The organism is Ruegeria sp. YTSC004 (genome assembly GCF_059609805.1).
On record NZ_JBXWMJ010000009.1, the window covers coordinates 73,235 to 93,626 of the forward strand.

Annotated in this window: 23 protein-coding genes; 14 read left to right on the plus strand and 9 right to left on the minus strand. The window is 58.4% G+C overall.

The window, feature by feature from the left end:
• Positions 1-121: 121 nt before the first annotated feature.
• The 3 genes from AC2FFP_RS16410 to AC2FFP_RS16420 are packed head-to-tail and all read left to right on the plus strand — an operon-like array spanning position 122 to position 2,624.
• Positions 122-1,309 carry an aspartate aminotransferase family protein gene (locus AC2FFP_RS16410; protein ID WP_496768199.1) on the plus strand — a complete coding sequence of 396 codons (1,188 nt, stop codon included), beginning with the start codon at positions 122-124 and terminating at the stop codon, positions 1,307-1,309.
• A 28-nt stretch (positions 1,310-1,337) separates the two neighbouring features.
• Positions 1,338-2,264 carry an ornithine carbamoyltransferase gene (argF, locus tag AC2FFP_RS16415; RefSeq protein WP_496844737.1) on the plus strand — a complete coding sequence of 309 codons (927 nt, stop codon included), beginning with the start codon at positions 1,338-1,340 and terminating at the stop codon, positions 2,262-2,264.
• 12 nt (positions 2,265-2,276) lie between these two features.
• Positions 2,277-2,624 carry a 5-carboxymethyl-2-hydroxymuconate Delta-isomerase gene (locus AC2FFP_RS16420; RefSeq protein ID WP_496844738.1) on the plus strand — a complete coding sequence of 116 codons (348 nt, stop codon included), beginning with the start codon at positions 2,277-2,279 and terminating at the stop codon, positions 2,622-2,624.
• Positions 2,625-2,656: 32 nt separating this feature from the next.
• On the opposite strand, the gene AC2FFP_RS16425 is transcribed toward AC2FFP_RS16420, so the two are convergent.
• On the minus strand, positions 2,657-3,214 hold the full coding sequence (locus AC2FFP_RS16425) for a ferric reductase-like transmembrane domain-containing protein (RefSeq protein ID WP_496768204.1): 558 nt from the start codon (positions 3,212-3,214) through the stop codon (positions 2,657-2,659).
• A 47-nt stretch (positions 3,215-3,261) separates the two neighbouring features.
• Entirely contained in the window at positions 3,262-3,750 is a 489-nt protein-coding gene (locus AC2FFP_RS16430) for a twin-arginine translocation pathway signal (protein ID WP_496844739.1), read from the minus strand.
• A gap of 187 nt (positions 3,751-3,937) precedes the next feature.
• Here AC2FFP_RS16430 and AC2FFP_RS16435 point away from each other — a divergent pair, with 187 nt between their 5' ends.
• From AC2FFP_RS16435 to AC2FFP_RS16445, 3 genes are all read left to right on the plus strand, one after another.
• Entirely contained in the window at positions 3,938-4,786 is an 849-nt protein-coding gene (locus AC2FFP_RS16435) for a phytanoyl-CoA dioxygenase family protein (RefSeq protein WP_496844740.1), read from the plus strand.
• 111 nt (positions 4,787-4,897) lie between these two features.
• Positions 4,898-5,848, plus strand: coding sequence for a pirin family protein (locus tag AC2FFP_RS16440; RefSeq protein ID WP_496768207.1), 951 nt, complete (start codon positions 4,898-4,900; stop codon positions 5,846-5,848).
• 67 nt (positions 5,849-5,915) lie between these two features.
• Positions 5,916-6,890: a 2-dehydropantoate 2-reductase gene (locus AC2FFP_RS16445; protein WP_496768209.1), complete on the plus strand. Its 975-nt coding sequence runs from the start codon at positions 5,916-5,918 to the stop codon at positions 6,888-6,890.
• Positions 6,891-6,901: 11 nt separating this feature from the next.
• On the opposite strand, the gene AC2FFP_RS16450 is transcribed toward AC2FFP_RS16445, so the two are convergent.
• The 3 genes from AC2FFP_RS16450 to hrpB form a co-directional block, all read right to left on the minus strand.
• Positions 6,902-8,380: an inorganic phosphate transporter gene (locus tag AC2FFP_RS16450; protein WP_496768210.1), complete on the minus strand. Its 1,479-nt coding sequence runs from the start codon at positions 8,378-8,380 to the stop codon at positions 6,902-6,904.
• Positions 8,381-8,472: 92 nt separating this feature from the next.
• The gene (locus AC2FFP_RS16455) at positions 8,473-8,931 is read right to left on the minus strand and encodes an NUDIX hydrolase (protein ID WP_496740516.1); all 459 of its coding nucleotides are present in this window, start codon (positions 8,929-8,931) and stop codon (positions 8,473-8,475) included.
• Positions 8,932-9,041: 110 nt separating this feature from the next.
• The gene (gene hrpB, locus AC2FFP_RS16460) at positions 9,042-11,477 is read right to left on the minus strand and encodes an ATP-dependent helicase HrpB (RefSeq protein ID WP_496881278.1); all 2,436 of its coding nucleotides are present in this window, start codon (positions 11,475-11,477) and stop codon (positions 9,042-9,044) included.
• 225 nt (positions 11,478-11,702) lie between these two features.
• Between hrpB and meaB the strand changes: the two genes are divergently transcribed.
• The 6 genes from meaB to AC2FFP_RS16490 all read left to right on the plus strand — a co-directional run bounded on the left by meaB (position 11,703) and on the right by AC2FFP_RS16490 (position 16,597).
• The gene (gene meaB / locus AC2FFP_RS16465; protein WP_496768414.1) at positions 11,703-12,680 is read left to right on the plus strand and encodes a methylmalonyl Co-A mutase-associated GTPase MeaB; all 978 of its coding nucleotides are present in this window, start codon (positions 11,703-11,705) and stop codon (positions 12,678-12,680) included.
• Between the two features lie 146 nt (positions 12,681-12,826).
• Positions 12,827-13,969, plus strand: a complete 1,143-nt coding sequence (locus AC2FFP_RS16470) for a Hint domain-containing protein (protein WP_496768212.1) — start codon at positions 12,827-12,829, stop codon at positions 13,967-13,969.
• Between the two features lie 194 nt (positions 13,970-14,163).
• A complete protein-coding gene (locus AC2FFP_RS16475; protein ID WP_496881244.1) occupies positions 14,164-14,892 on the plus strand; it encodes an alpha/beta hydrolase in 729 nt (242 codons plus the stop codon).
• Between the two features lie 139 nt (positions 14,893-15,031).
• Positions 15,032-15,319: a 50S ribosomal protein L28 gene (rpmB, locus tag AC2FFP_RS16480; RefSeq protein ID WP_058272217.1), complete on the plus strand. Its 288-nt coding sequence runs from the start codon at positions 15,032-15,034 to the stop codon at positions 15,317-15,319.
• Positions 15,320-15,727: 408 nt separating this feature from the next.
• Positions 15,728-16,078, plus strand: a complete 351-nt coding sequence (locus tag AC2FFP_RS16485; protein WP_496881245.1) for a hypothetical protein — start codon at positions 15,728-15,730, stop codon at positions 16,076-16,078.
• Between the two features lie 45 nt (positions 16,079-16,123).
• Positions 16,124-16,597, plus strand: a complete 474-nt coding sequence (locus AC2FFP_RS16490) for a copper chaperone PCu(A)C (protein WP_496844747.1) — start codon at positions 16,124-16,126, stop codon at positions 16,595-16,597.
• 87 nt (positions 16,598-16,684) lie between these two features.
• On the opposite strand, the gene AC2FFP_RS16495 is transcribed toward AC2FFP_RS16490, so the two are convergent.
• Positions 16,685-17,293, minus strand: coding sequence for an HdeD family acid-resistance protein (locus AC2FFP_RS16495; RefSeq protein WP_496844749.1), 609 nt, complete (start codon positions 17,291-17,293; stop codon positions 16,685-16,687).
• A 68-nt stretch (positions 17,294-17,361) separates the two neighbouring features.
• Positions 17,362-18,057 (minus strand): NAD-dependent deacylase, encoded by a 696-nt coding sequence (locus AC2FFP_RS16500; protein WP_496844750.1) that lies wholly within the window; start codon positions 18,055-18,057, stop codon positions 17,362-17,364.
• Between the two features lie 28 nt (positions 18,058-18,085).
• Between AC2FFP_RS16500 and AC2FFP_RS16505 the strand changes: the two genes are divergently transcribed.
• Positions 18,086-18,529: a low molecular weight protein-tyrosine-phosphatase gene (locus AC2FFP_RS16505; protein WP_496844751.1), complete on the plus strand. Its 444-nt coding sequence runs from the start codon at positions 18,086-18,088 to the stop codon at positions 18,527-18,529.
• Here the strand turns inward: AC2FFP_RS16505 and AC2FFP_RS16510 are convergent.
• A complete protein-coding gene (locus AC2FFP_RS16510; protein ID WP_496780244.1) occupies positions 18,526-19,467 on the minus strand; it encodes a LysR family transcriptional regulator in 942 nt (313 codons plus the stop codon). The genes AC2FFP_RS16505 and AC2FFP_RS16510 overlap by 4 nt on opposite strands.
• 63 nt (positions 19,468-19,530) lie before the next feature.
• Complete coding sequence (locus tag AC2FFP_RS16515; protein ID WP_496780242.1) at positions 19,531-19,839, minus strand: hypothetical protein; 309 nt, start codon at positions 19,837-19,839, stop codon at positions 19,531-19,533.
• A gap of 175 nt (positions 19,840-20,014) precedes the next feature.
• Here AC2FFP_RS16515 and AC2FFP_RS16520 point away from each other — a divergent pair, with 175 nt between their 5' ends.
• A complete protein-coding gene (locus AC2FFP_RS16520; RefSeq protein ID WP_496768223.1) occupies positions 20,015-20,377 on the plus strand; it encodes an RNA ligase family protein in 363 nt (120 codons plus the stop codon).
• The last annotated feature ends 15 nt before the right edge of the window (positions 20,378-20,392 follow it).

Here is a 20,392-nt window from a genome sequence, read left to right on the forward strand (position 1 = left end):
TAACCGGCCTCTTTGATCTATTTGCGCTGTTCAAATCGGCGCAATTTCCACCAAATCAGTTGACGAACACAGGCCGAGTGTATCACTCACAAGGCTCAAACTACCTGAAAAGGATGATCCCATGATCCCGTCCGTTCTGCCGACCTATAACCGCGCGCCCCTGACTTTCGTGAAGGGTGAAGGCGCCTGGCTGACCGAGGCGGATGGCCGACGTTTTCTGGACCTGGGCGCGGGGATCGCGGTGAATGCGCTGGGCCATGCCCACCCCGCACTGGTCAATGCCCTGACCGAACAGGCGCACGCGCTGTGGCATGTTTCAAACCTCTACCACATCCCGCAGCAGCAGGCGCTGGCCGACAAACTGGTCGAGCACACCTTTGCCGATACCGTGTTCTTCACAAACTCGGGCACTGAGTCTTGCGAACTGGCCGTGAAAATGGCCCGTAAGTACTTCTATGACAAGGATCAGCCTGAACGGGTCGAGATCATCACCTTTGATGGCTCGTTCCACGGCCGGTCGTCGGCTGGTATTGCCGCTGCCGGGTCTGAGAAGATGACCAAGGGCTTCGGTCCACTGCTGCCGGGCTTTGTTCATGTCACGTTTGGCGACCTCGATGGCGTCACCAATGCGATCACCGATAAAACCGCCGCGATCATGATCGAACCCGTGCAGGGCGAGGGCGGCATCCGTCCCGTCCCTGACGCGGAGCTCAAAGCCTTGCGCCAGATTTGCGATGACAACGGCCTGCTTTTGATCCTCGATGAGGTGCAATGTGGCGTAGGTCGTACCGGCAAGCTGTTCGCCCATGAATGGGCTGGAATTACCCCGGACATCATGATGGTCGCCAAAGGCATCGGCGGCGGCTTCCCTCTGGGTGCTGTTCTGGCCACGGAAGACGCCGCCAGCGGTATGACGGCAGGCACGCATGGCTCTACCTATGGTGGCAACCCGCTGGGCTGTGCCGTGGGTTGCGCCGTCATTGATCAGGTGGCAACGCCTGCATTCCTAGAGGGCGTCAACCGCAAGGCCGGGATGCTGCGCCAGAAGCTCGAAGGGCTAATCGCCGAGCACCCGGAGGTTTTCGAAGAAGTGCGCGGAACAGGACTGATGCTGGGCCTGAAGTGCAAAGCGCCCAATATCGACATGGTCAACGCCGGTTATGACAATGAGGTCATTACCGTCCCCGCTGCCGATAACGTGATCCGCCTGCTTCCGCCCCTGACATTGACAGAAGACGATATCGCACAAGCCCTGATCCGCCTCGACAAAGCCGCTGCGCAGGTCGAAGAGTCAATGGCCTCGGCCTAAGACACACCCGAATGAAAAGTGAACTGAAATGAACCATTTCCTCGATATCCATAAAACCGACGCGGGCGATCTGCGGACCATGATTGATCAGGCGGGCGCTATGAAACAGGCGCGCCTGGGTCGCGCAAAGGCAGCACTTGATGACGAACAGCCTCTGAAAGACCGTATGGTCGCGCTGATCTTCGAAAAACCGTCTACCAGAACGCGCGTGTCATTTGACGTAGGCGTGCGTCAGATGGGGGGGCAGACCATGGTGCTGTCGGGCAAAGACATGCAGTTGGGCCACGGTGAAACCATCGCTGACACCGCCCGCGTCCTGTCGCGCTATGTCGACATGATCATGATCCGGACCTTCGATGAGACCATTCTGACCGAGATGTCTGAATACTCGGACGTGCCAGTCATTAACGGCCTGACTGACCGCACCCATCCCTGCCAGATCATGGCGGATGTGCTGACGTTTGAGGAACACCGCGGTCCGATTGCGGGCAAGAAAGTAGTCTGGACCGGCGACGGCAACAATGTTTGCGCCTCGTTCCTACATGCTGCGGGTCAGTTCGGGTTTGATTTCACTTTCACCGGCCCGGCCCAGCTTGATCCGGAAGAAGAGTTTATGGGGCTTGCCCGTCAAAAGGGCTCGAAAATCGTGGTCGAACGAGACCCGTATAAAGCGGTTGAGGGTGCCGATCTGGTGGTCGCCGATACCTGGGTTTCAATGCACGATTCCCAGTCCGCCAAGGAACGTCGCCACAACATGCTGCGCCCCTATCAGGTCAACGCCGAGCTGATGTCACATGCAAAATCGGACGCGCTGTTCATGCACTGCTTGCCTGCCCACCGCGAAGAAGAAGCGACATCCGAAGTGATGGACGGCCCCAACTCGGTCATCTTCGATGAGGCCGAAAACCGCCTGCACGCGCAAAAGGCCGTGATGCGCTGGTGTCTGGGCGTCTGAACGGAGCCCACCATGCCTCATGTCACGCTGGAGTTTTCGAAAGGCATAGAGCAGGTCCATGATGTTCAGGCAATTTGCGATCAGCTATTTGCCTTGCTGGCTGAACATCGTGAATTCGACGCTGAAACGATAAAAATCCGCGCCATTCCGGTAGAATACTACCGTATCGGCACTGATCCCCAAAGCTTTGTCCATGCCACGCTTCTGCTGATGCAGGGTCGTGACGAGGCGACGCGCTCTGAGCTTAACGCCGACATTCTCAAGGTTTTGTCGGCGGCCTTGCCCGAGGTTGGCAGTATCACAGTGCAAGACGTTCAGATGAACCGCGCTTCCTACGCGAAACGGCTCGCCGGACCATAGCCAGTGTCGGGTTGGCACAGGCCCTGTGTTGTTCAGGTGGGTCGCCTGATATGCCAAATCCGCAATTTGGCGAGCGTCGCGACGCTCGCCAACACGACCAGACTGCACAATACCCACTTGGTCATGACCTCCATGGTACCTTCAATCATCAGGGCATGTACGACGCTGCCAATAATGGTGATAATCGCAAGGCTCGCATGACCCAACCTCCAGACACGAAACCTTAAGCCAAGGCGCTTGCGAAAAAGACCCAGAAACGCGGCTCCGAACGCGGCCCACATCGCAATCACACCCCAAGCCGAAAACGGTGTCGGTGAAACAAATAACAGAGCGTCAATAACGTCGGGCGGGCTGGTGACCCACAAACCACCGACATGGATCAGAATGGCTGCAACTAATGCCAGCCCACACCACCTATGCCAATGGCGGCTGGCAACCGGGGTCAGTCCCGGCAACAAACGGCCCGCAAGTAGCGGCTGCAACAACAGCAGACACATTGAAATAACACCGGCAAATCCGGCCGTGATGTAGATCGGTTCACGCCATGCCAGCAGAGGGCTGGCTGCGGCCGCGATAATCGGTACGGCCATGGCAAGGATCACAAAGGTCCAGATTACTAGGCTTCGACGCACTGTGGTTAGGCAGGCTGCAGAACGAAATGCGCGGCCAAGGTTTTGTCCTTGGAGCTACCCATGATTGGGCGCAGGAAAACCGTTTCGAATTCACCACTGTCATAAGCTAGATGGCCGTGTGGTTGGCCGAAGGCGGGTACGATCTGCGGCATCTCCAGTCGGAACTCACCATTGGCATCGGTCAGAGTTGCGCCGTGGCTCTGCGGGTCGCGCTCGTGGCCTTCTGTCGTATGCGCCCAGATCTGGATGCGTTGACCGGGCAGGGGGGCACCGTCCCCGGCGCGTCGCACTGTTCCGGTCATCCAGAACCCGCCGCCGCCAATCCGGTCAACGATGGGCGCGCCGGGACGGTAATTGTTGGACCCTCCGCGCATGGATGCGGTGGGGGCCACGCCACTTGCGCGCGCGGGCACCAAAAAGCCTGCCGCACCCGTTGCCAGAACAGCCCCAGACGCCAAAACCAAAGAACGACGAGAGAACGTAAGACCAGGCATGCAAACCTCTCTTTTCAAGTGTTTCACCACGCCTCGACAATGCCGGGCATCCTTTCAGCGGAAAGATAGCACGATTGTTTCAGTTTCCGAGGGGTCGCGCGGCGGGGGTGACAAATTGTGAATTCCTTTGACCGTGCCCCCGCACAGGTGCCATCCTGAAATCCGTCAGTTCGGGGAGTCCTGCACTATGATTGTCGAAGACGTTGTCTCAGACGAAGAAATCAAGGCGTTCAAGCGCGACGGTGCGGTTGTGCTGCGCTCCAGGTTCTCAGAGGATTGGCTGGCACTTTTGCGAGACGGCATCGACGCGGATTTGGCCCGCCCAACCGATAATTTCACCCGCCATACCAAGGACCCTCGCGCACCTGCCTATTTCGAGGACTACTGGGCTTGGAATAAAATCCCGCAATTCACGCAATTCGTTCACAACTCACCTTGTGCTCCGCTTGCCGCACAGTTGCTGGGTGCACCATCGATCAATCTTGTCATGGACAACTGGTTCCTGCGCGAGGCTGGATCAACTTCGCGTCCACCGTTTCATCAGGACCTGTCCTATTTCGACTTCGAAGGCACGATGTGCGTCCTGTGGTTGCCGCTTGAGCCGGTTACCAAAGAAAACGGTATCGCCTTCGTCAAAGGCTCGCATCTGTGGGACAAGCTGTTCATGCGGGTCAGGTTCGCCGACGGGCATCCCAGCTACGAACCCACCGAGGTAGCAGGGTTGACCTATCACCCGCCGCCTGACGTCAATGCCGATCCGGGAGCATTCGATCTTTTGCAATGGGATATGAATCTGGGCGACTGCATCTTCTTCGACATGCGCACCTTGCACGGTGGGCTGTCATCAGTCACCCCAACGGAAACGGTGCGCCGGTTTACGCTGCGGATGACCGCTCCGGATGGCAGGATTCGGTATCGGGGGGATTGGGCCAAGGATGAACGGGCGCAGTTCGAAGCCGAAGGATATCGCGAAGGTGATCGAATTGATGGGGCGTTTTTCCCGCAGCTTTGGCCGCGCGGGCTGGGTCTTGTCTGAATTAAGGACCGGGCTCGCACCAGTTCTGTGCATTCCTGCAAATTGAATGGCTGGTTTATCAATCCTACTCTGTATCAGTGAACTGAACGGACCGATCACAGGAGAGCAGTCATGAGTTGGAACCCCACCCAACACCCTGAGGATTCGCCTCTGGAAACGCTGATTATTCCCCGTGCCCGCGATTTGGGCGGGTTCGAAGTGCGGCGTGCGCTGCCTTCGGTCAAACGGCAACTGGTCGGCCCGTTCATCTTTTTCGATCAGATGGGACCCGCCGAGTTCATCACAGATGGTGGCATCGACGTGCGGCCGCACCCTCATATTGGCTTGGGTACGGTGACCTATCTGTATCAGGGTGAGTTCGAACATCGCGACAGTTTGGGCACCCATCAGATGATCTATCCCGGTGAGGTCAATTGGATGGTGGCTGGGCGCGGCGTGACCCATTCGGAACGCACCAGCGAAGAAACGCGCGGCAAGCGGCACAGCCTGTTTGGCATCCAGACCTGGATCGCGCTGCCCGAGGCGCATGAAGATATGCCTCCCGATTTCGAACACCACAAACAGGGCGCATTACCGCATATCCAAGACAACGGTGTCAGTGCCCGGTTGATCCTTGGTTCGGCATATGGCGAAACCAGCCCGGTGACGATGCTGTCGGATACCTTCTATCTGGACGTGCAGCTTGAACCCGGCGCCGCCTTTCCACTGCCCGACGATCATGAAGATCGTGGCGTCTACGTCACTCAGGGTTCGGTCGAGATTGCTGGTGACATGTTCGAGGAAGGTCGCATGATGGTGTTCCGCCCGGGCGACCACCTGTCGGTTAAGGCCGGTCCACTTGGCGCGCGATTGATGTTGTTGGGCGGTGCGACGTTAAACGAAGAACGGTACATTTGGTGGAACTTCGTGTCGTCGTCGAGGGAAAAGATTGAAAACGCGACGCGCGAATGGAAAGCCGCCGATTGGGCCAATGGTGCCTTCCATCTACCGCCCGGCGACGATCAGGAGTTTATTCCGATCTCAGAAGACTTGGAGCGCACTAAGCCAAGACGGGCGCGTTGACCAAGCGTCAGGGGGCCTTGTCCGAACCCGCGATACCGGCAATCCTCGTCTCAATGGGAGGGGCGCAATGAAGATCGTTATCGCAGGTGCCGGCAGCATTGGATGCTATTGCGGGGCTTTCCTGACTGATGCCGGACACTCGGTAACCCTGTTGGGCCGTCCTCGCATTCTGAACCCGATCCGCGAGAATGGCCTGACCGTTACCGATTTTTCCGGCCTGCATCTTTATGTGGCGGCCGAAAATCTAACGACGTCGGAAAACCCTGATTGCCTGATAGATGCTGAGTTGGTGATCGTTACTGTCAAAACGGCGGCCACGGCGGGTATGGCAGGTCAGATTGCGCAATTCGCGCCAACGTCTGCGCCGGTTCTGTCGTGGCAGAACGGAATGGAAAACGCCCGCGTTCTGCAGGCAGTATTGCCGGATCATGATGTTCGCGCAGGAATGGTGCCCTTCAATGTTGTGCCGCCCGAACCTGCTACTTTCCACCGCGCGACGTCCGGCGAAATCGTGATCCAATCCGGCCCGGGTGACTTGGGGCAGGCACTCAGTTCAACCAATCTGCCAGTGATCGAAAGTGACGAGATCGAAGCCGTGCAATGGGGCAAGCTGGTCATCAATCTGAACAATGCGCTGAATGCGTTGTCGGGGCTGACATTGAAGGATCAACTGCTGGACCGCAAATGGCGCTGTTTGATGGCCGATCAGATGTCCGAGGCTTTGGGCGTGCTAAAGGCCGCTGGTCATCCTGTCACGTCGACGACCCCGTTGCCTGCTTGGGTTACACCACATATCCTACGTCTTCCAACGCCATTGTTTTCCCGGATCGCCGCGCGGATGCTGACCATCGACCCCAGCGCGCGAACGTCGATGGCCTATGATCTCATGGCGGGGCGCGTTACGGAAATCGGCAGCCTGCAAGGCGAGATTGTCCGACTGGGTGCGCAACATGGGCGGCGTACGCCGATCTGCGCAAGGGTTCAGGAATTGATTGAACAGAAGCTGGACGAGAGCTTGTCACCCGATCAGATTATCCAGTGATCCGACCGCGTTCAGGTGAACGCAGTCAGGATCCAGAAGATCACCGCCGACATTGTCGCCGCCGCCGGGACCGTGATTACCCATGCGGCCACAATGGTCATGAAATGCGACCGCCGAACCAGTTTGCGCCGCCGCTGCTCTTCGCGAGCAATGCGCTGCTCGGGCGGACGGCGATCATTGCTTTTCTTGCGCCGGCGATCCTGATTCCATTCCCGGTAAAACCCAACGCCGAACACTGCGCCGACTGCAATGTGGGTCGAACTGACCGGTAGCCCAAGCCAACTTGCGACAATCACCGTGATGGCTGCCGACAAGGCGACGCAGAATGCGCGCATCGGATTTAGCTTAGTGATCTGGCTGCCCACCATCCGGATCAGTTTGGGGCCAAACAGGAACAGGCCAAACGAAATGCCAAAGGCTCCGATCACCATCACCCATGTCGGGATCGTGACTTTTGAGGCGAAATCACCGAACTCGGCGGCATGCACGATTGCCGCCAGTGGGCCAACTGCATTGGCAACGTCATTGGCGCCATGGGCGAAGCTCAGGAACCCGGCCGAGATCACCAGAGGCAATCCAAACAGTGTTTTCAGCGATTTGGTTCGGTTCTCAAGTCCTTCGGATTTGCGCCGAACCCATGGCACAGTCACGGCCCAGGCAAGAAAGCCTGAGGTCAGACCAATCAAAAGCGCAATTTCCAGATCGATTTTCACGATCCGCTTCAAGCCTTTCACCGACAAATAGGTGGCAAATGCACCAGCCATCACGGCCACAAGAATGGGTACCCAGCGGCGGGCCGCGGCGATCTTGTCGTCCTGATATTGAATTTTGGCCTTGATCAGCGCCAGAAATCCCGCAGCAATCGCGCCGCCCAAAACCGGAGAGATCACCCAGCTAGCTGCAATCGCGCTCATTGTGCCCCAGCTAACCGCGCTGAGACCCGCTGCAGCAATGCCAGCGCCCATCACACCGCCCACGACCGAGTGTGTGGTGGAAACAGGCGCGCCGACCCATGTGGCCAGATTGACCCACAGCGCTGATGAGATCAGCGCCGCCATCATCGCCCAGATAAAGACATTACTGTTCTGGACCGAAGCTGGGTCGATAATGCCCTTGGAGATGGTCGAGACGACGTCGCCGCCCGCCAGCAGAGCCCCCGCGCTTTCCGCGACGGCCGCGATGGCGATTGCCCCGCCCATGGTCAGTGCGTTCGCGCCAACCGCAGGGCCCATGTTGTTCGCAACGTCGTTGGCACCGATGTTGATTGCCATATAGGCCCCAAAACCGGCGGCCGCGATGACGATCAGCCCGCCATCGGCCCGACCGAACAGAATTGCCGCGATAAGCCCCGCCATGACAATGAATGCCAGCGCTATACCTGGTGCAAGAAGCGGTCGTGCCACGTGCACGTTTGCATGCTCAAGGCGCGAAATTCGGTGCAGATCGCTGTCCAGAGCCTGCCAGCGGTTTTTTTCGTTCGTGTTCGACATCGGTTTTCTGTGGGTGATACGGTTTAACCGGCGCGGTTAACGGTTGCCCGGTCACGTTGCAACCGGCCTCACAGAAGTTTGTTGCGAAAGCGTTACATTTGACGCAGCATTTCGCGCAGTTCTGGCTCTTGCACCAGCTCTGCGGCCTCATGCGGCGAAAACCAGCACCGTTCACGCTCGCTGACTTCGGGGAATTCCTCGGCCAGATCTTTGACATCTATGCGATACACATTGGTGCGTACGGGCTGGGCTGTGCCGTCATCCAGGATCTTGTCATAGGTGAAATGTCCGACGGCCTTGCGGCCAAGGTGTTTCACTTTCACCCCGGCTTCTTCCCATGCTTCTTCTTTGGCAGTCTCGGCCCCGTCCATGCCGTCAATCGGCCATCCCTTTGGGATGACCCAACGGCCTGTGCCACGGCTGGTGATCAACAGGACTTGCTTGTCGTCGCCGGTCCCGCGTACGCACAAGGCTGCAAACTGGACCCTGTGAGGGCGCTGGAAGAAGGGTTTGCCAACTTCTTCCCAGATATTGTTCAGCCAAGATGCCATCGATTAAGTGCCAGTACTTTTCTTAGGTTCAAGGAAAAGTGACATAACAACTATAAACCGAGGCTTCAATGCATCTATTGAACGAACGCATTTTCTGAAGCAAACGAACGTCAGGTCCGCCGCTTGGCCCGCAAGGTTGGATCGGCCTGGGTCGGATCCTCGGGCCAGGGGTGTTTTGGATATTGCGCCCGCATGTCCTTGCGCACATCCGCGTAAGATCCGGCCCAAAATCCGGGCAGATCGCGCGTGATCTGGATTGGTCGCCGCGCAGGGGACAGCAGAGTGATCTTGAGCGACTCGCCCCCGATAACCGGATGCCGGGTGACACCGAACAATTCCTGCAGGCGGACCGAAATCTCGGGCACCGCTCCGCCATAATCAATCGGCACCTTGCGGCCCAGCGGTGTTTCAAACGATCCCGGCGCGCGACGGTCCAATTCCTGCGTTTGGGCCCAATCCAGCCGGGCACGCAGGGCAGGCAGCAGGTCAAACTTTTTCCAGTCGTCTGCACTGCGCTGACCTGACAATATGGGCAGCAGCCAGTCGTCCAGCGTTTCCATTAACCCATCCATTGAAAAGTCCGGCAGGTCGATCCCTTCGGCGCGCACCAATTCCACCCGCGCGGCCAATCGCGCAGAGGCGCCTTCCAGTCGTAACCCCAGATCACGCACTCCGTCCAGCATGGCGCGGGCGATGGCCTCGTCCGGCGCGTCCTTCCAGATACGGTCATCCAGAGTGATCGCGCCAAGGCGTTCCTGCGTGCGCGCAATGACCCGGCGTTCGCGTTTCGACCACGCGCAGCTGTCTACCCATTCGATCTGATCCGCGAACAGGTCCCGGATTTCACGCTCTGAGATTTGTGCGGCCATGCGCACCTTGGCCTCGCGCGGGTTTCCGTCCGTATCTGTCACCACAAGATAGGGCGCGGCCGCCAATGTGTCACCGTTGTCCAGCACGACGCCCTTGCCGCCGGACAGAACGTAACGTGGCACATCGCCTTTGCGACGTTGTCCAATTCGGTCGGGATAGGCCAAGGCGGCCATCGCGGCAGGGCTCAGGTCTGTCTCGTTGCTTCGTGTTTTCAGCCGCTTGCTCTCGGCTCTGATCCGTTCCAGCGCGCCCATGTTGATCTGCCACACCCGGTTGCGTTGAAAGGCGCGGGTATCGCGCAATGCCTCGAGTCGCAGCAGCAGATCTACCGGGGCACCTTTCAGTGGATCGCGTTCTGCCATCAGCGCCGCCAGCGGAGCGGCGCTTGTCCCGGCCGTCACCAGCATATGCCCCAGCCGAGGATGCAGGGGCAGGGCAGCCAAGGCCCGTCCGTGGTCGGTGATCCGCCCTTTGACATCCAACGCACCCAGCATGTTCAGCAATGTGCGGGCCTCGGCCATCGTTCCTTCGGGTGGTGGTGTCAAAAAGGCCAGGTCATCCGGTTCGGCCCCCCAAAGTGCCAGTTCCAGCGCAAGGCCCGTCAGGTCGGCGGCTTCGATTTCGGCAGGGGGGTAGGCGGCCAGCGCGCCTTCTTCCCCCTTGGACCACAGCCGGTAACACACGCCCTCGGCCACGCGCCCTGCACGACCTGCGCGTTGGGTTGCTTCGGCCCGCGTCACCCGTTCCGTGACCAGACGCGACATGCCAGAACCCGGATCGAACCGCGCCCGGCGCGCCTGGCCCATGTCCACGACCACACGAATGTCGGGAATGGTCAGCGAGGTCTCGGCGATTGAGGTCGCAAGAACCACCTTTCGCCCAGTTTCTGCCGGGGCAATCGCCGCACGTTGGGCGGCAAAGGGCATTGCGCCGAACAGAGGTTTAATTGCGCAATCGCCAGGCAATCGTTTGGGTAATGCGGCTTCGGCTCTGCGAATTTCGCCCTCGCCGGGCAGAAACACGAGCATGCCGCCCTCGGTTTCATGCTCGGCCTGGACGACCAGATCAATCAGAGCATCCAACCGTCTTGCCTGCGCGCCCAATGGCCGGTCCAGCCAACGGGATTCAACCGAGTAACTGCGTCCTTCGGATGTCACCACCGGCGCGTCCATCAGTTGGCCGACGGGTTCGGCGTCCAGGGTTGCGGACATCGCCAGCAGGATCAGGTCGTCGCGTAGTGCGCCCGTAACCTCAAGGCACAGGGCAAGTCCCAGGTCCGCGTTCAAAGATCGTTCGTGGAACTCGTCAAAAATCACCGCGCCGACGCCTGGCAGATCCGGTTCAGATTGCAGCATTCGGGTCAGAATGCCTTCGGTCACCACTTCGATGCGGGTTGTCTTTGAGGTTTTCGCATCGCCGCGCACGCGGTAACCGACGGTTTCACCCGCACGTTGCCCCAAAGTTTCCGCCATCCGCTCTGCCGCGGCCCGCGCAGCAAGCCTGCGGGGTTCGAGCATAATGATCTTGCCATTGCACAACCCGGCCTCAAGCATCGCCAGAGGTACCCGCGTTGTCTTGCCCGCGCCCGGAGGGGCTTGCAAAACGGCCCGGCCATTGGCCTTCAGGGCGTTAAGCAATTCGGGGATGGCGTCATCGATGGGCAGGCGTGTTGTCATTGGCGCTTTATCAGCCAACCACGGCGCAACGTCCAGTTCCGCTGTTTCCCAATGACGATGATCGCGCCGCTGCGGCATAGAGCCAGCGGCGGTCCGGTCAAAGAGGATCAACAGCAACACATAGGTGCAAAATGCGGGTTTTAGGCAGGTTTCCTGCGCGGTCCGGTCTGGACAAACCACCCGTTGGGGCGGCAAGTAGTCGTGCCGCAAAAGATCGGGGTCGGAATGGATATGGACAGCCTAGGTGATAAGATTTTGAACGGAGACCGGCGTGCGCTGGCCCGGGCAATCACTCTGGTCGAAAGTGGTCGCGCGGATCATCGGGCACAGGCGTCTGAATTGCTGGCGCATGTGGCCAAAGCCGGGCGGCAATCCCTGCGCGTTGGGTTGTCCGGTACTCCGGGGGTGGGCAAATCCACCTTTATCGAAAGCTTTGGCATGATGCTGATCGAGCAGGGCCTCCGCGTTGCGGTCCTGGCTGTCGACCCCAGTTCGACCCGTTCAGGTGGTTCTATTCTGGGTGACAAAACCCGGATGGAGCGGTTGAGTCGTGAGAAGAACGCCTTTATCCGTCCGTCCCCCAGCCAATCCCATTTGGGCGGCGTGGCCCGCCGCACCCGCGAGGCGATTGCCCTGTGCGAGGCGGCAGGGTTCGACGTGGTGCTGATTGAAACTGTAGGAGTCGGGCAGTCCGAGACCGTCGTTTCCGAAATGTCGGATCTGTTCCTTCTGTTGCTTGCGCCTGCGGGCGGGGATGAGTTGCAGGGGGTTAAACGCGGAATCATGGAAATGGCCGACATGATCCTTGTGAACAAGGCGGATGGAGATCTGAAAGCCACGGCCACCCGCACCTGTGCTGACTACGCGGGGGCTTTGCGCCTGCTGCGAAAACGCCCGCAGGACCCCGAGGGTTTTCCCAAGGCGATGACTGTTTCCGCGGTCGAGGAACATGGGCTTGACCAAGCCTGGGACGAAATGACCACTCTGTCAGGCTGGCGGCGTGAAAACGGCCATTGGGATGGCAACCGCGCGGCGCAGGCGCGGTTCTGGTTCGATCAAGAAGTGCGATACGCGCTGCTATCTCGGTTGGATACGCCGACCGCCCGCGCAGAAATGGATCGCCTTGGATCCGATGTTGGCGCAGGCAATCTTAGCCCGACGGCGGCTGCGGAACGAATGCTTAGTATCCTAGCAACACACTAGACGCCTTTTAGCGTCAGAGGTGGAGGGTGCGCCAAAATCATGTATTATGGGCAAAGATACAATTTTTGATTGTGCTGCTTCGAGGGGAAGTCGATAGTCTCGATGGTGCGCAAGTCAACAAATGAACGCGTCGGAGATAGCCGTGCATGCCCAATATCCGTGGGACAAATGGTGACGACGATATCGAAGTCACCGGCGACGAAGGTACGCTGAACGGTACGCCCCAGGGCACGCCCATTGATGATATTCGCGCCCGTGGCGGTGACGATGAGATCACGATTGTAAGCAGTACTATTTCCGGGAGTGTACGCGGCAACGCCGGAAACGATGAAATCACCGTGTTCAACGCCCAGATCGATGGGCAGATCAATGCGGGTCGCGATGCGGATACCGTCACGGTTTTTGACGTAGGCGTCGGCAATATCCGTTTGGGGCAGGGCAATGACACCCTGAACTTTATCCGAACCCAAGTCACCGGGGATGTTCAGGGCGGCGGCGGGCAGGACGCGCTGAACCTTCCGGTGGGCACAGTTGTAACCGACGCAAATTTCGGAACGTTCACCGTTGTTGTCGGGCAATCCTATTCGCTTTCCAGCGGCAGCTTCGAATTGCCCTCAGGGATCGTGGTCAACTATAGCGGGTTTGAATCCGGCACAGGGTTTTTGTGCTTTACCCGCGATACAGTAATTCAGGCACAACGTGGTCCGGTCCTTATTCAGGATCTCCGACAGGGGGATATGATCCCAACGCGGGGCAACGGGATGCAACCGATCCGCTGGATCGGGCGCCGTAAATTTGACTCGGTGGCATTGGCGGGCGACCCGAAACGTCGCCCCGTCCGCATATTGGCAGGCGCCTTGGGCAATGGGTTGCCCAAACGGGATCTGTTGGTATCACGGCAGCACAGAATGCTGGTGCAGTCGAAAATCGCAGAACGAATGTTTGGCGAGCCCGAAGTTCTGATTCCGGCGATAAAACTGACCGCGCTGCCAGGGATATTCGTTGATGCTACGGTGGACAGCGTCGAATATTACCACCTGCTTTTTGACCGTCACGAGGTTATCTTTGCCGAAAACGCCCCAAGCGAAAGCCTGTTTACCGGGCCTGAGGCGCTCATGACCCTTAGCCTGGAAGCCCGACGTGAAATATTCGATATCTTTCCGGAATTGGCGGATGTGAACCACAATCCCAACCCGGCCCGGTACATCCCTAAAGGCCCCCAACAAGCGCGCCTCGTGGCTCGGCACCTAAAGAATGAAAAACCACTGCTGCAGGGCTATAACGTATAGGGGAACGCCCCTCGGATGTTTAAATCCCCAAAAAAGCAGTTATGTAGAACCCGCCCTGAATACGTGATTGAATGAAATAGCCCGATCAGGCAGGCGATACTGGTCAAAAAAAGCGCAGTTGAAGAATGTAGCAATGTCGGATTTTTGATGGAAATCGACTGCGTGCCACGCTTTTCAATCTAGGTCAGCCTCGCTTGTATGTCACCTTTCGCCACCGGGTGTCTGATCCGGGGCGGTTTCCGGAACCGCGGCCAGCGGCAACCTTCATACAGGCGGGATATGCGCATTTGCATGTGCAGGCTCGGCTGAATGATTGGTATGTAAACTCTGAAACACCTGAACTTGAGGCCTGCCTGTCGCGGCTGACCCAGGGAATGGAACACGTCGCGGCGATGGGCTTTTTAATGCGTGGTTACGCCGGTCTCCGCTTGGCGCGAGAGCTAAACTTGAAATATCTTCTTGCTGTTTCACCGCAGTTCTCAATTTCTGAACATCACGTGCCATTTGACCCGCGTTTCAAAAAGTGGGCGACAGACTTCGATCCTGATCTTGGGGCGCTGCCGAGTCGCTCTTATCCTGTGCGCGGCCTCATTCTGATTGATCCGTTCAACCGTGCCGATTTATTGAATGCCCGCATGGTCCAAGACGCCTTTCCCACAATGAATATCGTAAGGCTTTGCTTCACTGGTCATCCTGCGACAAAAGTTATAAGGCAAACCGGTGGATATGGCAGGCTACAGAAAATGCTGCTTCGTCAGCGGTTGTCACCGGAAAGAATGGTCCGTGTGCATCGTGCTGCGCGACTAAAAAGCCCCCGGTACTGGGCGCGTCTGGCGGCCGCAGCGGCAAAAACAGGTCGTCCTGAATTGGAAAATCACGCCCTGAAACGGCTGGGAGAATTAAATGAAAACTTGGTGCTGTGAATCCTTGGCATATGGCTTGACCCCGTCTGTGATTCCCACTACATGCATCCAACCAGTTTTCGGGCGCGACTTCGGGTTGTGCCCCTTGTGATTTGGCCGAGGGTGTAATGCCTGGCCTCCAGAAACAAAGGAAGAAACCATGTCGCGCCGTTGCGAACTGACCGGAAAAGGCCCGATGACTGGCAACAATGTCAGCCATGCCAAAAACAGAACTCGTCGTCGTTTTCTGCCCAACCTGAACGACGTTACGCTGCAGTCGGAAACGCTGGGCCGTGGCGTCAAGCTGCGCATCTCGGCGGCTGCCCTGCGTTCGGTGGACCACCGTGGTGGTCTGGACGCGTTCCTGGCGAAAGCCAAGGACGATGAGCTGTCCAACAACGCATTGAAAGTGAAAAAGGAAATCGCCAAGGCGCAAGCTTCGGCCTAAGACCTTTTTCCTGCGAGAATTCAGGCCCTGTACCTTTTGGTGCAGGGTTTTTTCGTTTTGTGCAGAGTGCTGTTCTCAATTTGGAATTAAATTTCCGCGTTGGGTGAAATTGTTCACATACCGTTTGCTCTACCCGTATTATGTTTAGGCATATTCATCTGGCGGAGTTCAACCTCATGTCGTTCAAATCATTACCTTCTTTCTCCCTACTGGCCGACTTTTTCGGCAAAACGTTTGGGGCATGTCTGCGGATGCAGCGTCGGGTGAATCGGCTGCATACGAGCCTGACAAAAGGGTCCGTCAAGCGCCCGGAACCGGATCGCTGACATTGTCCTCCCGGCCCTGGGCTTCAAGCGTGTCTGATTGCGCTTGAAGCCCGTTTTGTCTCTGGCCTATATCGGGGACAGGATGAAACCCGTTCTGAACAAAGTTCTGCCGTTTGTGCTGTCGCTGCTGGTCGTTTTGACCGGGCAGGGCGTTGCTGCATCGCGCGGTGTGGACCGGGCGGTGGGGCATATGGTGCTGTGTACCGGATCTGGTCCGGTCGTGGTCTATATGGATGCCGAAGGGCAGCCGACAAAGGCCCCGCACTTCTGTCCGGATTATGCGTTGAACCTGTTGGGCGCGGTGAGCATTGCGGAACCGTCCCTGCCAGTTGCCCCGGACACCGATCGACCCATGCCATCGCGTATCGCGGAGAATCTGATCGCTCTGCCTATACCGTTTCAACCAGCCCGGGCACCTCCTGCAAGTGTTTGATTCATTATCAATTCTTATCAAACACCAAACTACAGGAGAGGCGCTATGTCCCTCACATCCAGACTGCTGACCACCCTTGCCGCCGCAACTATTGCTACGGCTGCTTTTGCGCAGGACACGATCACCGTCGATGACGCTTATGCCCGATCATCGGGTAAAACGGCCAAAGCTGGCGCGGCCTTCATGATGATCCAGAACACCGGCGCGACCGATGACCGTTTGATCGGCGTGGAATCCGACGCTGCGGCTCGGGTCGAGCTGCACACCCATATTGTCGACGAAAATGGCGTTGCCAAAATGACCCATGTCGAAGAGGGCATTGCCATCCCGGCGGGTGAAACGCACATGCTGAAGCGCGGTGCCGACCACGTGATGTTCATGGGCCTGACAGCCCCGTTTGAGCAGGATGCAATGGTTCCCGTTACGCTGATCTTCGAGACAGCAGGCGAAGTCGAGATCGAAATTCCGGTGGATTTGGAGCGTAAGGACACCGGCGGTCACGGTTCGCATTCGAACTAGAGCTGCGCCTGAATTCGGGCCGCGCTGCGGCCGTCATCCATGCGTCAGGCCGGGATATTCCCGGCCTTTTGTCGTTGTGGAAAAGGTTCAGCGGTTGACCACCCGCATCGCCAGGCGGTCATGGGCGCGCTTGAAGCGCATGGCCAGCCAGAGCATTACTGCGGCAAAGGCCAGCGCCGAGAAAGCAATCGCCCAGCCCAGCGCCACCATGCCACTGCCCGGCCAGAACAACAAAACAAGGCCGATCAACAGCGCGACAATGCCGGAGTTGCGCATGGTGGATGCATCAGGATGTGCATCGGGCAATTGCCGCCACGCCATCAGCGAGCCTATCCCGACAATCAAAGCCCAGGCGCCGAGCAAAAAGAACGCGAGGCGCGCGACGCCTTCCGGCCAGATCAGCAGGATCAGTCCGATCAGAAGTGCCCCGATGCCGAAACCGCCAATCAGGCCACGCCGGCCAAACCCCAGCAGTGTCAGGCCGCCATCAAGGACCAGCAGAACGCCCACCAGACGGATCAGCAATGAGATGCTGCCCGTCGGCCAGAATAGCGCTGCGATCCCAAGCGCCCCGGCCAGAATTCCGCGCAGCAAGAATGTCCACCACAGGTTCGTTAGCTGATCACCAAGGGCGCCACGCGTATCGAGCCTGTCATCGTCAAGGATTTCACCTTGTTGGTTTTTGGGGTCTGTCATGGGGACCTCTCGGGTTGTTAGGGCACTAGTATAGCAAGGAAATTCGCCACTTGTCTGCGGGTTTCGCCCTATTGCGCGTTCAGGATCTGATCGACCCAGCGCGGAATGGTTTCTGTTGCGGGGCCCAGTATGACATCGTCGAAACTGGATGCGCCGGTCGACGGCTCGAGATTCAGTTCGACAGTTCTTGCCCCGGACATCATGGCCTCGTGCACGAAGGCCGCGGCGGGATAGACCTGACCCGAAGTGCCAATGGCGGCGAAGATACTTGCGTCTGCCAGATGATCATAGATGGCGTCCATGTGATAAGGCATCTCACCAAACCACACCACATCCGGGCGCGCGGTGGGGGCTGCGCAGGCAGGGCAGGGCTCGCCCACGGCCATCTCGGGCGGTGCCGCCCAGCGGTGGCCACAGGCCGCGCAAAGCGCCCCGGCCAGCGTTCCGTGCATGTGGATCACGCCTTGCGCGCCACCGGCCTCGTGCAGGCTGTCGACGTTTTGTGTGACGATCACAACCTCGCCGGGCCAGTCCCGCTGTAGTCGGGCAAGTGCATCGTGGGCCGCGTTAGGTTGCGCCTCGGCGGCCTGTGCGCGGCGGGCATTATAAAACTCGTGCACCAGCGCGGGATCACGCGCGAACCCCTCGGGCGTGGCGACGTCCTCAATTCGATGCTGCGCCCACAAACCGCCCTCGTCGCGGAACGTGCCCAAACCGCTTTCGGCGGAAATCCCGGCCCCTGTCAGAATGACGATCTTTTCCATCTTGGCCCTTCGCGTTACACAGTGGTTCATGACCCACCGTATCTTGTTCGTCTGTCTGGGCAATATCTGCCGTTCTCCCGCCGCCGAAGGTGTCTTTCGCACCCGCGCGCCGCATCATACTACCGATAGTGCGGGGACGTCGGGCTGGCACATCGGTGACCCACCTTATGGGCCGATGCAAAAGGCAGCTCAGTCGCGCGGCATTAAACTGGATGATTTACGGGCGCGGCAATTCACGGCCAGGGATTTCGACAGGTTCGATCTGATCATCGGGATGGATGCCGACAACATCGCGAATATCGAGGCACTGCGACCAGCCGGGAACGAAACCCCGGTGCGTCTGCTGACGGATTTTGTGCCACATATCGGCACAGACCACGTCCCGGACCCATACTATACACGTGACTTCGATGGAGCATTGGATCTAATCGAGGCAGCGGTCGAAGGTCTCGACGCGCATCTACGCGGCTAGCTCATCAACTTTAGGCGAGTGTTCAGCCATGGCAATTGCGCAAGGGCCGGGTCAACAATCTGGCTGCCCATTAGGCGGCGCATCATGCCTGCGACCTCTTGCGGAACCTGACCTGACCAGTCGGTGCGGGTGAACAAGGAAATCGTCCGCGAAACGTCTCCGATCGGGGCAGGGTGCGCCTCAAGACCGTCATGGAATCTCGCCGCCCGCATATAGCCCAGCGGCGTCGTAATCGCCCAGCCGAGGCCGCGCGCGACCATCGCCATCAGCGCCAGATGAGAACCGATTTCGAACCGTTCTTCAAATTCCAGCTGCTGGCGCGCCAGATGGGCCTCAATCTGGCGGCTGATCAACTGCTCGCGGGCATAGCGCAGGAAGGGCAGATCCTGCATGGCGTTTTCGGCCCCTTTGGGCGTCACCAGAATGAAGGGATCGCGAACCAATGGGTATTCGACCACGCCTTCCAGCACCTCGCCGCTATGGGCTGACACCACAAGCTGCAGGCGCTGCGCCTCAAGTTCTTCGAACAGGTCGAGGCTAGGCAGTGTGATCAGTTTGAACTTTGACCGCGTCAGACTTTCGGCCAACAGAGTGGCCAGTCGCGGGGTCAGGTCATTGTCGAAATCGTCAATCAGGCCGATGGACAGGGTTGCAAGGTGACCCAAATCCATCACGGTCAGCTCGCTTTGGGCGATTTGCAACTCGGCCAGAACCGCCTGCGCGCGGGCCAGAAAGCTGCGCCCTGCCTGGGTCAGGCGCATCGGGCGCCGTGTGTGATCCACCAGATCGGTGCCCACTGCCTTTTCCAGATTGCGCAATTGCTGGGACACCGACGGCTGGCTGAGCCCCGTGATTTCGGCAGCCTGCGCCACCGATCCCGTCCGCGCCAGCGCCTCGAATACTTCGAGGCCGCGCAGGGTCAGCCCTTTCATAACCATCAGATATCCCTTTCGCTGCGCCTTTCTGGGGCGCAGTTCAGGTCAGGTCAAGGATTGATCAGCCTAGTTGCAGATCGCCTGCGCCATCTGACCGAAGTTCCGATACCGGTCCCACAGCGCATCGTCGCGCTGGGTCTTCGACATCTTGAGCTCTTGCGCCTGATGCGGGTCGCGGAACCACTTGGCAACGGTCTTCTGATCGCTGCGGGTCAACGCCTGGTTGGCCACCCGTTGAATGCAACTGCACCGATCCCGCGTCGCAGCTGAGCGATCCGACGCCAAACAGGCGCGTTTGATCTGTGCTGCGTCCACTACCGGAGCCACCGCTGTCAGCGACGTGGCACAGAATGCGATTAAGAGGAACTTTTTCATGCTCATGCCTCATGTTTGCCTGCCCGGAGGGGTCTTATGCCCCTCTCGGTCTTCGCAGGAGTATGAATCAAACGGGGAAGGGGATCAATCAAACGTTGAGAAAAAGTGATTGCACGGTTTGCGAATGTCGCGTTGTCTAACCCGACTTTGCTTAGAAACCCCTCATGAGACCACTATGCTTAAGAAATACGGACGCACATTTCACTTGCCGCAATCTCCTGGCGCCACGAGTGATGACAAAATCATGTCTAGCGTTGCCGTGTTAGAGATGGCTGACGAAGTGGTGTTCACTGAAAAGATGGACGGTGAGAATACCACGATCCATAGCCTAGGCTGTCACCCCCGCAGCCTCGACGCGAGATATCATCCGTCGCGAGATTGGATGAAGGCATTTGCAGCCGGTATAGCGCCTCTACTTGCCGAGGGTGAACGAATTGTGGGCGAGTATTTGTTCGCGCGTCATTCCATCACTTATTCAGAGCTGCCGACATATTTTCTGGGATTTGCTTGGATCAAGGCTGAGGAAGTTCAACCTTGAGACGCGACGCTTTCG

Coding starts and splice junctions, on each gene's coding strand:
- AC2FFP_RS16450 (WP_496768210.1), bottom strand. CDS start 8,380: ATGTCGAACACGAACGAAAAAAACCGCTGGCAGGCTCTGGACAGCGAT.
- AC2FFP_RS16515 (WP_496780242.1), bottom strand. CDS start 19,839: ATGAAAAAGTTCCTCTTAATCGCATTCTGTGCCACGTCGCTGACAGCG.
- AC2FFP_RS16455 (WP_496740516.1), bottom strand. CDS start 8,931: ATGGCATCTTGGCTGAACAATATCTGGGAAGAAGTTGGCAAACCCTTC.
- AC2FFP_RS16510 (WP_496780244.1), bottom strand. CDS start 19,467: ATGGTTATGAAAGGGCTGACCCTGCGCGGCCTCGAAGTATTCGAGGCG.
- hrpB (WP_496881278.1), bottom strand. CDS start 11,477: ATGACAACACGCCTGCCCATCGATGACGCCATCCCCGAATTGCTTAAC.
- AC2FFP_RS16440 (WP_496768207.1), top strand. CDS start 4,898: ATGAGTTGGAACCCCACCCAACACCCTGAGGATTCGCCTCTGGAAACG.
- meaB (WP_496768414.1), top strand. CDS start 11,703: ATGGATATGGACAGCCTAGGTGATAAGATTTTGAACGGAGACCGGCGT.
- AC2FFP_RS16445 (WP_496768209.1), top strand. CDS start 5,916: ATGAAGATCGTTATCGCAGGTGCCGGCAGCATTGGATGCTATTGCGGG.
- AC2FFP_RS16470 (WP_496768212.1), top strand. CDS start 12,827: ATGCCCAATATCCGTGGGACAAATGGTGACGACGATATCGAAGTCACC.
- AC2FFP_RS16425 (WP_496768204.1), bottom strand. CDS start 3,214: ATGGCCGTACCGATTATCGCGGCCGCAGCCAGCCCTCTGCTGGCATGG.
- AC2FFP_RS16410 (WP_496768199.1), top strand. CDS start 122: ATGATCCCGTCCGTTCTGCCGACCTATAACCGCGCGCCCCTGACTTTC.
- AC2FFP_RS16505 (WP_496844751.1), top strand. CDS start 18,086: ATGACCCACCGTATCTTGTTCGTCTGTCTGGGCAATATCTGCCGTTCT.
- rpmB (WP_058272217.1), top strand. CDS start 15,032: ATGTCGCGCCGTTGCGAACTGACCGGAAAAGGCCCGATGACTGGCAAC.
- AC2FFP_RS16490 (WP_496844747.1), top strand. CDS start 16,124: ATGTCCCTCACATCCAGACTGCTGACCACCCTTGCCGCCGCAACTATT.
- AC2FFP_RS16420 (WP_496844738.1), top strand. CDS start 2,277: ATGCCTCATGTCACGCTGGAGTTTTCGAAAGGCATAGAGCAGGTCCAT.
- AC2FFP_RS16520 (WP_496768223.1), top strand. CDS start 20,015: ATGCTTAAGAAATACGGACGCACATTTCACTTGCCGCAATCTCCTGGC.
- AC2FFP_RS16430 (WP_496844739.1), bottom strand. CDS start 3,750: ATGCCTGGTCTTACGTTCTCTCGTCGTTCTTTGGTTTTGGCGTCTGGG.
- AC2FFP_RS16500 (WP_496844750.1), bottom strand. CDS start 18,057: ATGGAAAAGATCGTCATTCTGACAGGGGCCGGGATTTCCGCCGAAAGC.
- AC2FFP_RS16435 (WP_496844740.1), top strand. CDS start 3,938: ATGATTGTCGAAGACGTTGTCTCAGACGAAGAAATCAAGGCGTTCAAG.
- argF (WP_496844737.1), top strand. CDS start 1,338: ATGAACCATTTCCTCGATATCCATAAAACCGACGCGGGCGATCTGCGG.
- AC2FFP_RS16485 (WP_496881245.1), top strand. CDS start 15,728: ATGAAACCCGTTCTGAACAAAGTTCTGCCGTTTGTGCTGTCGCTGCTG.
- AC2FFP_RS16495 (WP_496844749.1), bottom strand. CDS start 17,293: ATGACAGACCCCAAAAACCAACAAGGTGAAATCCTTGACGATGACAGG.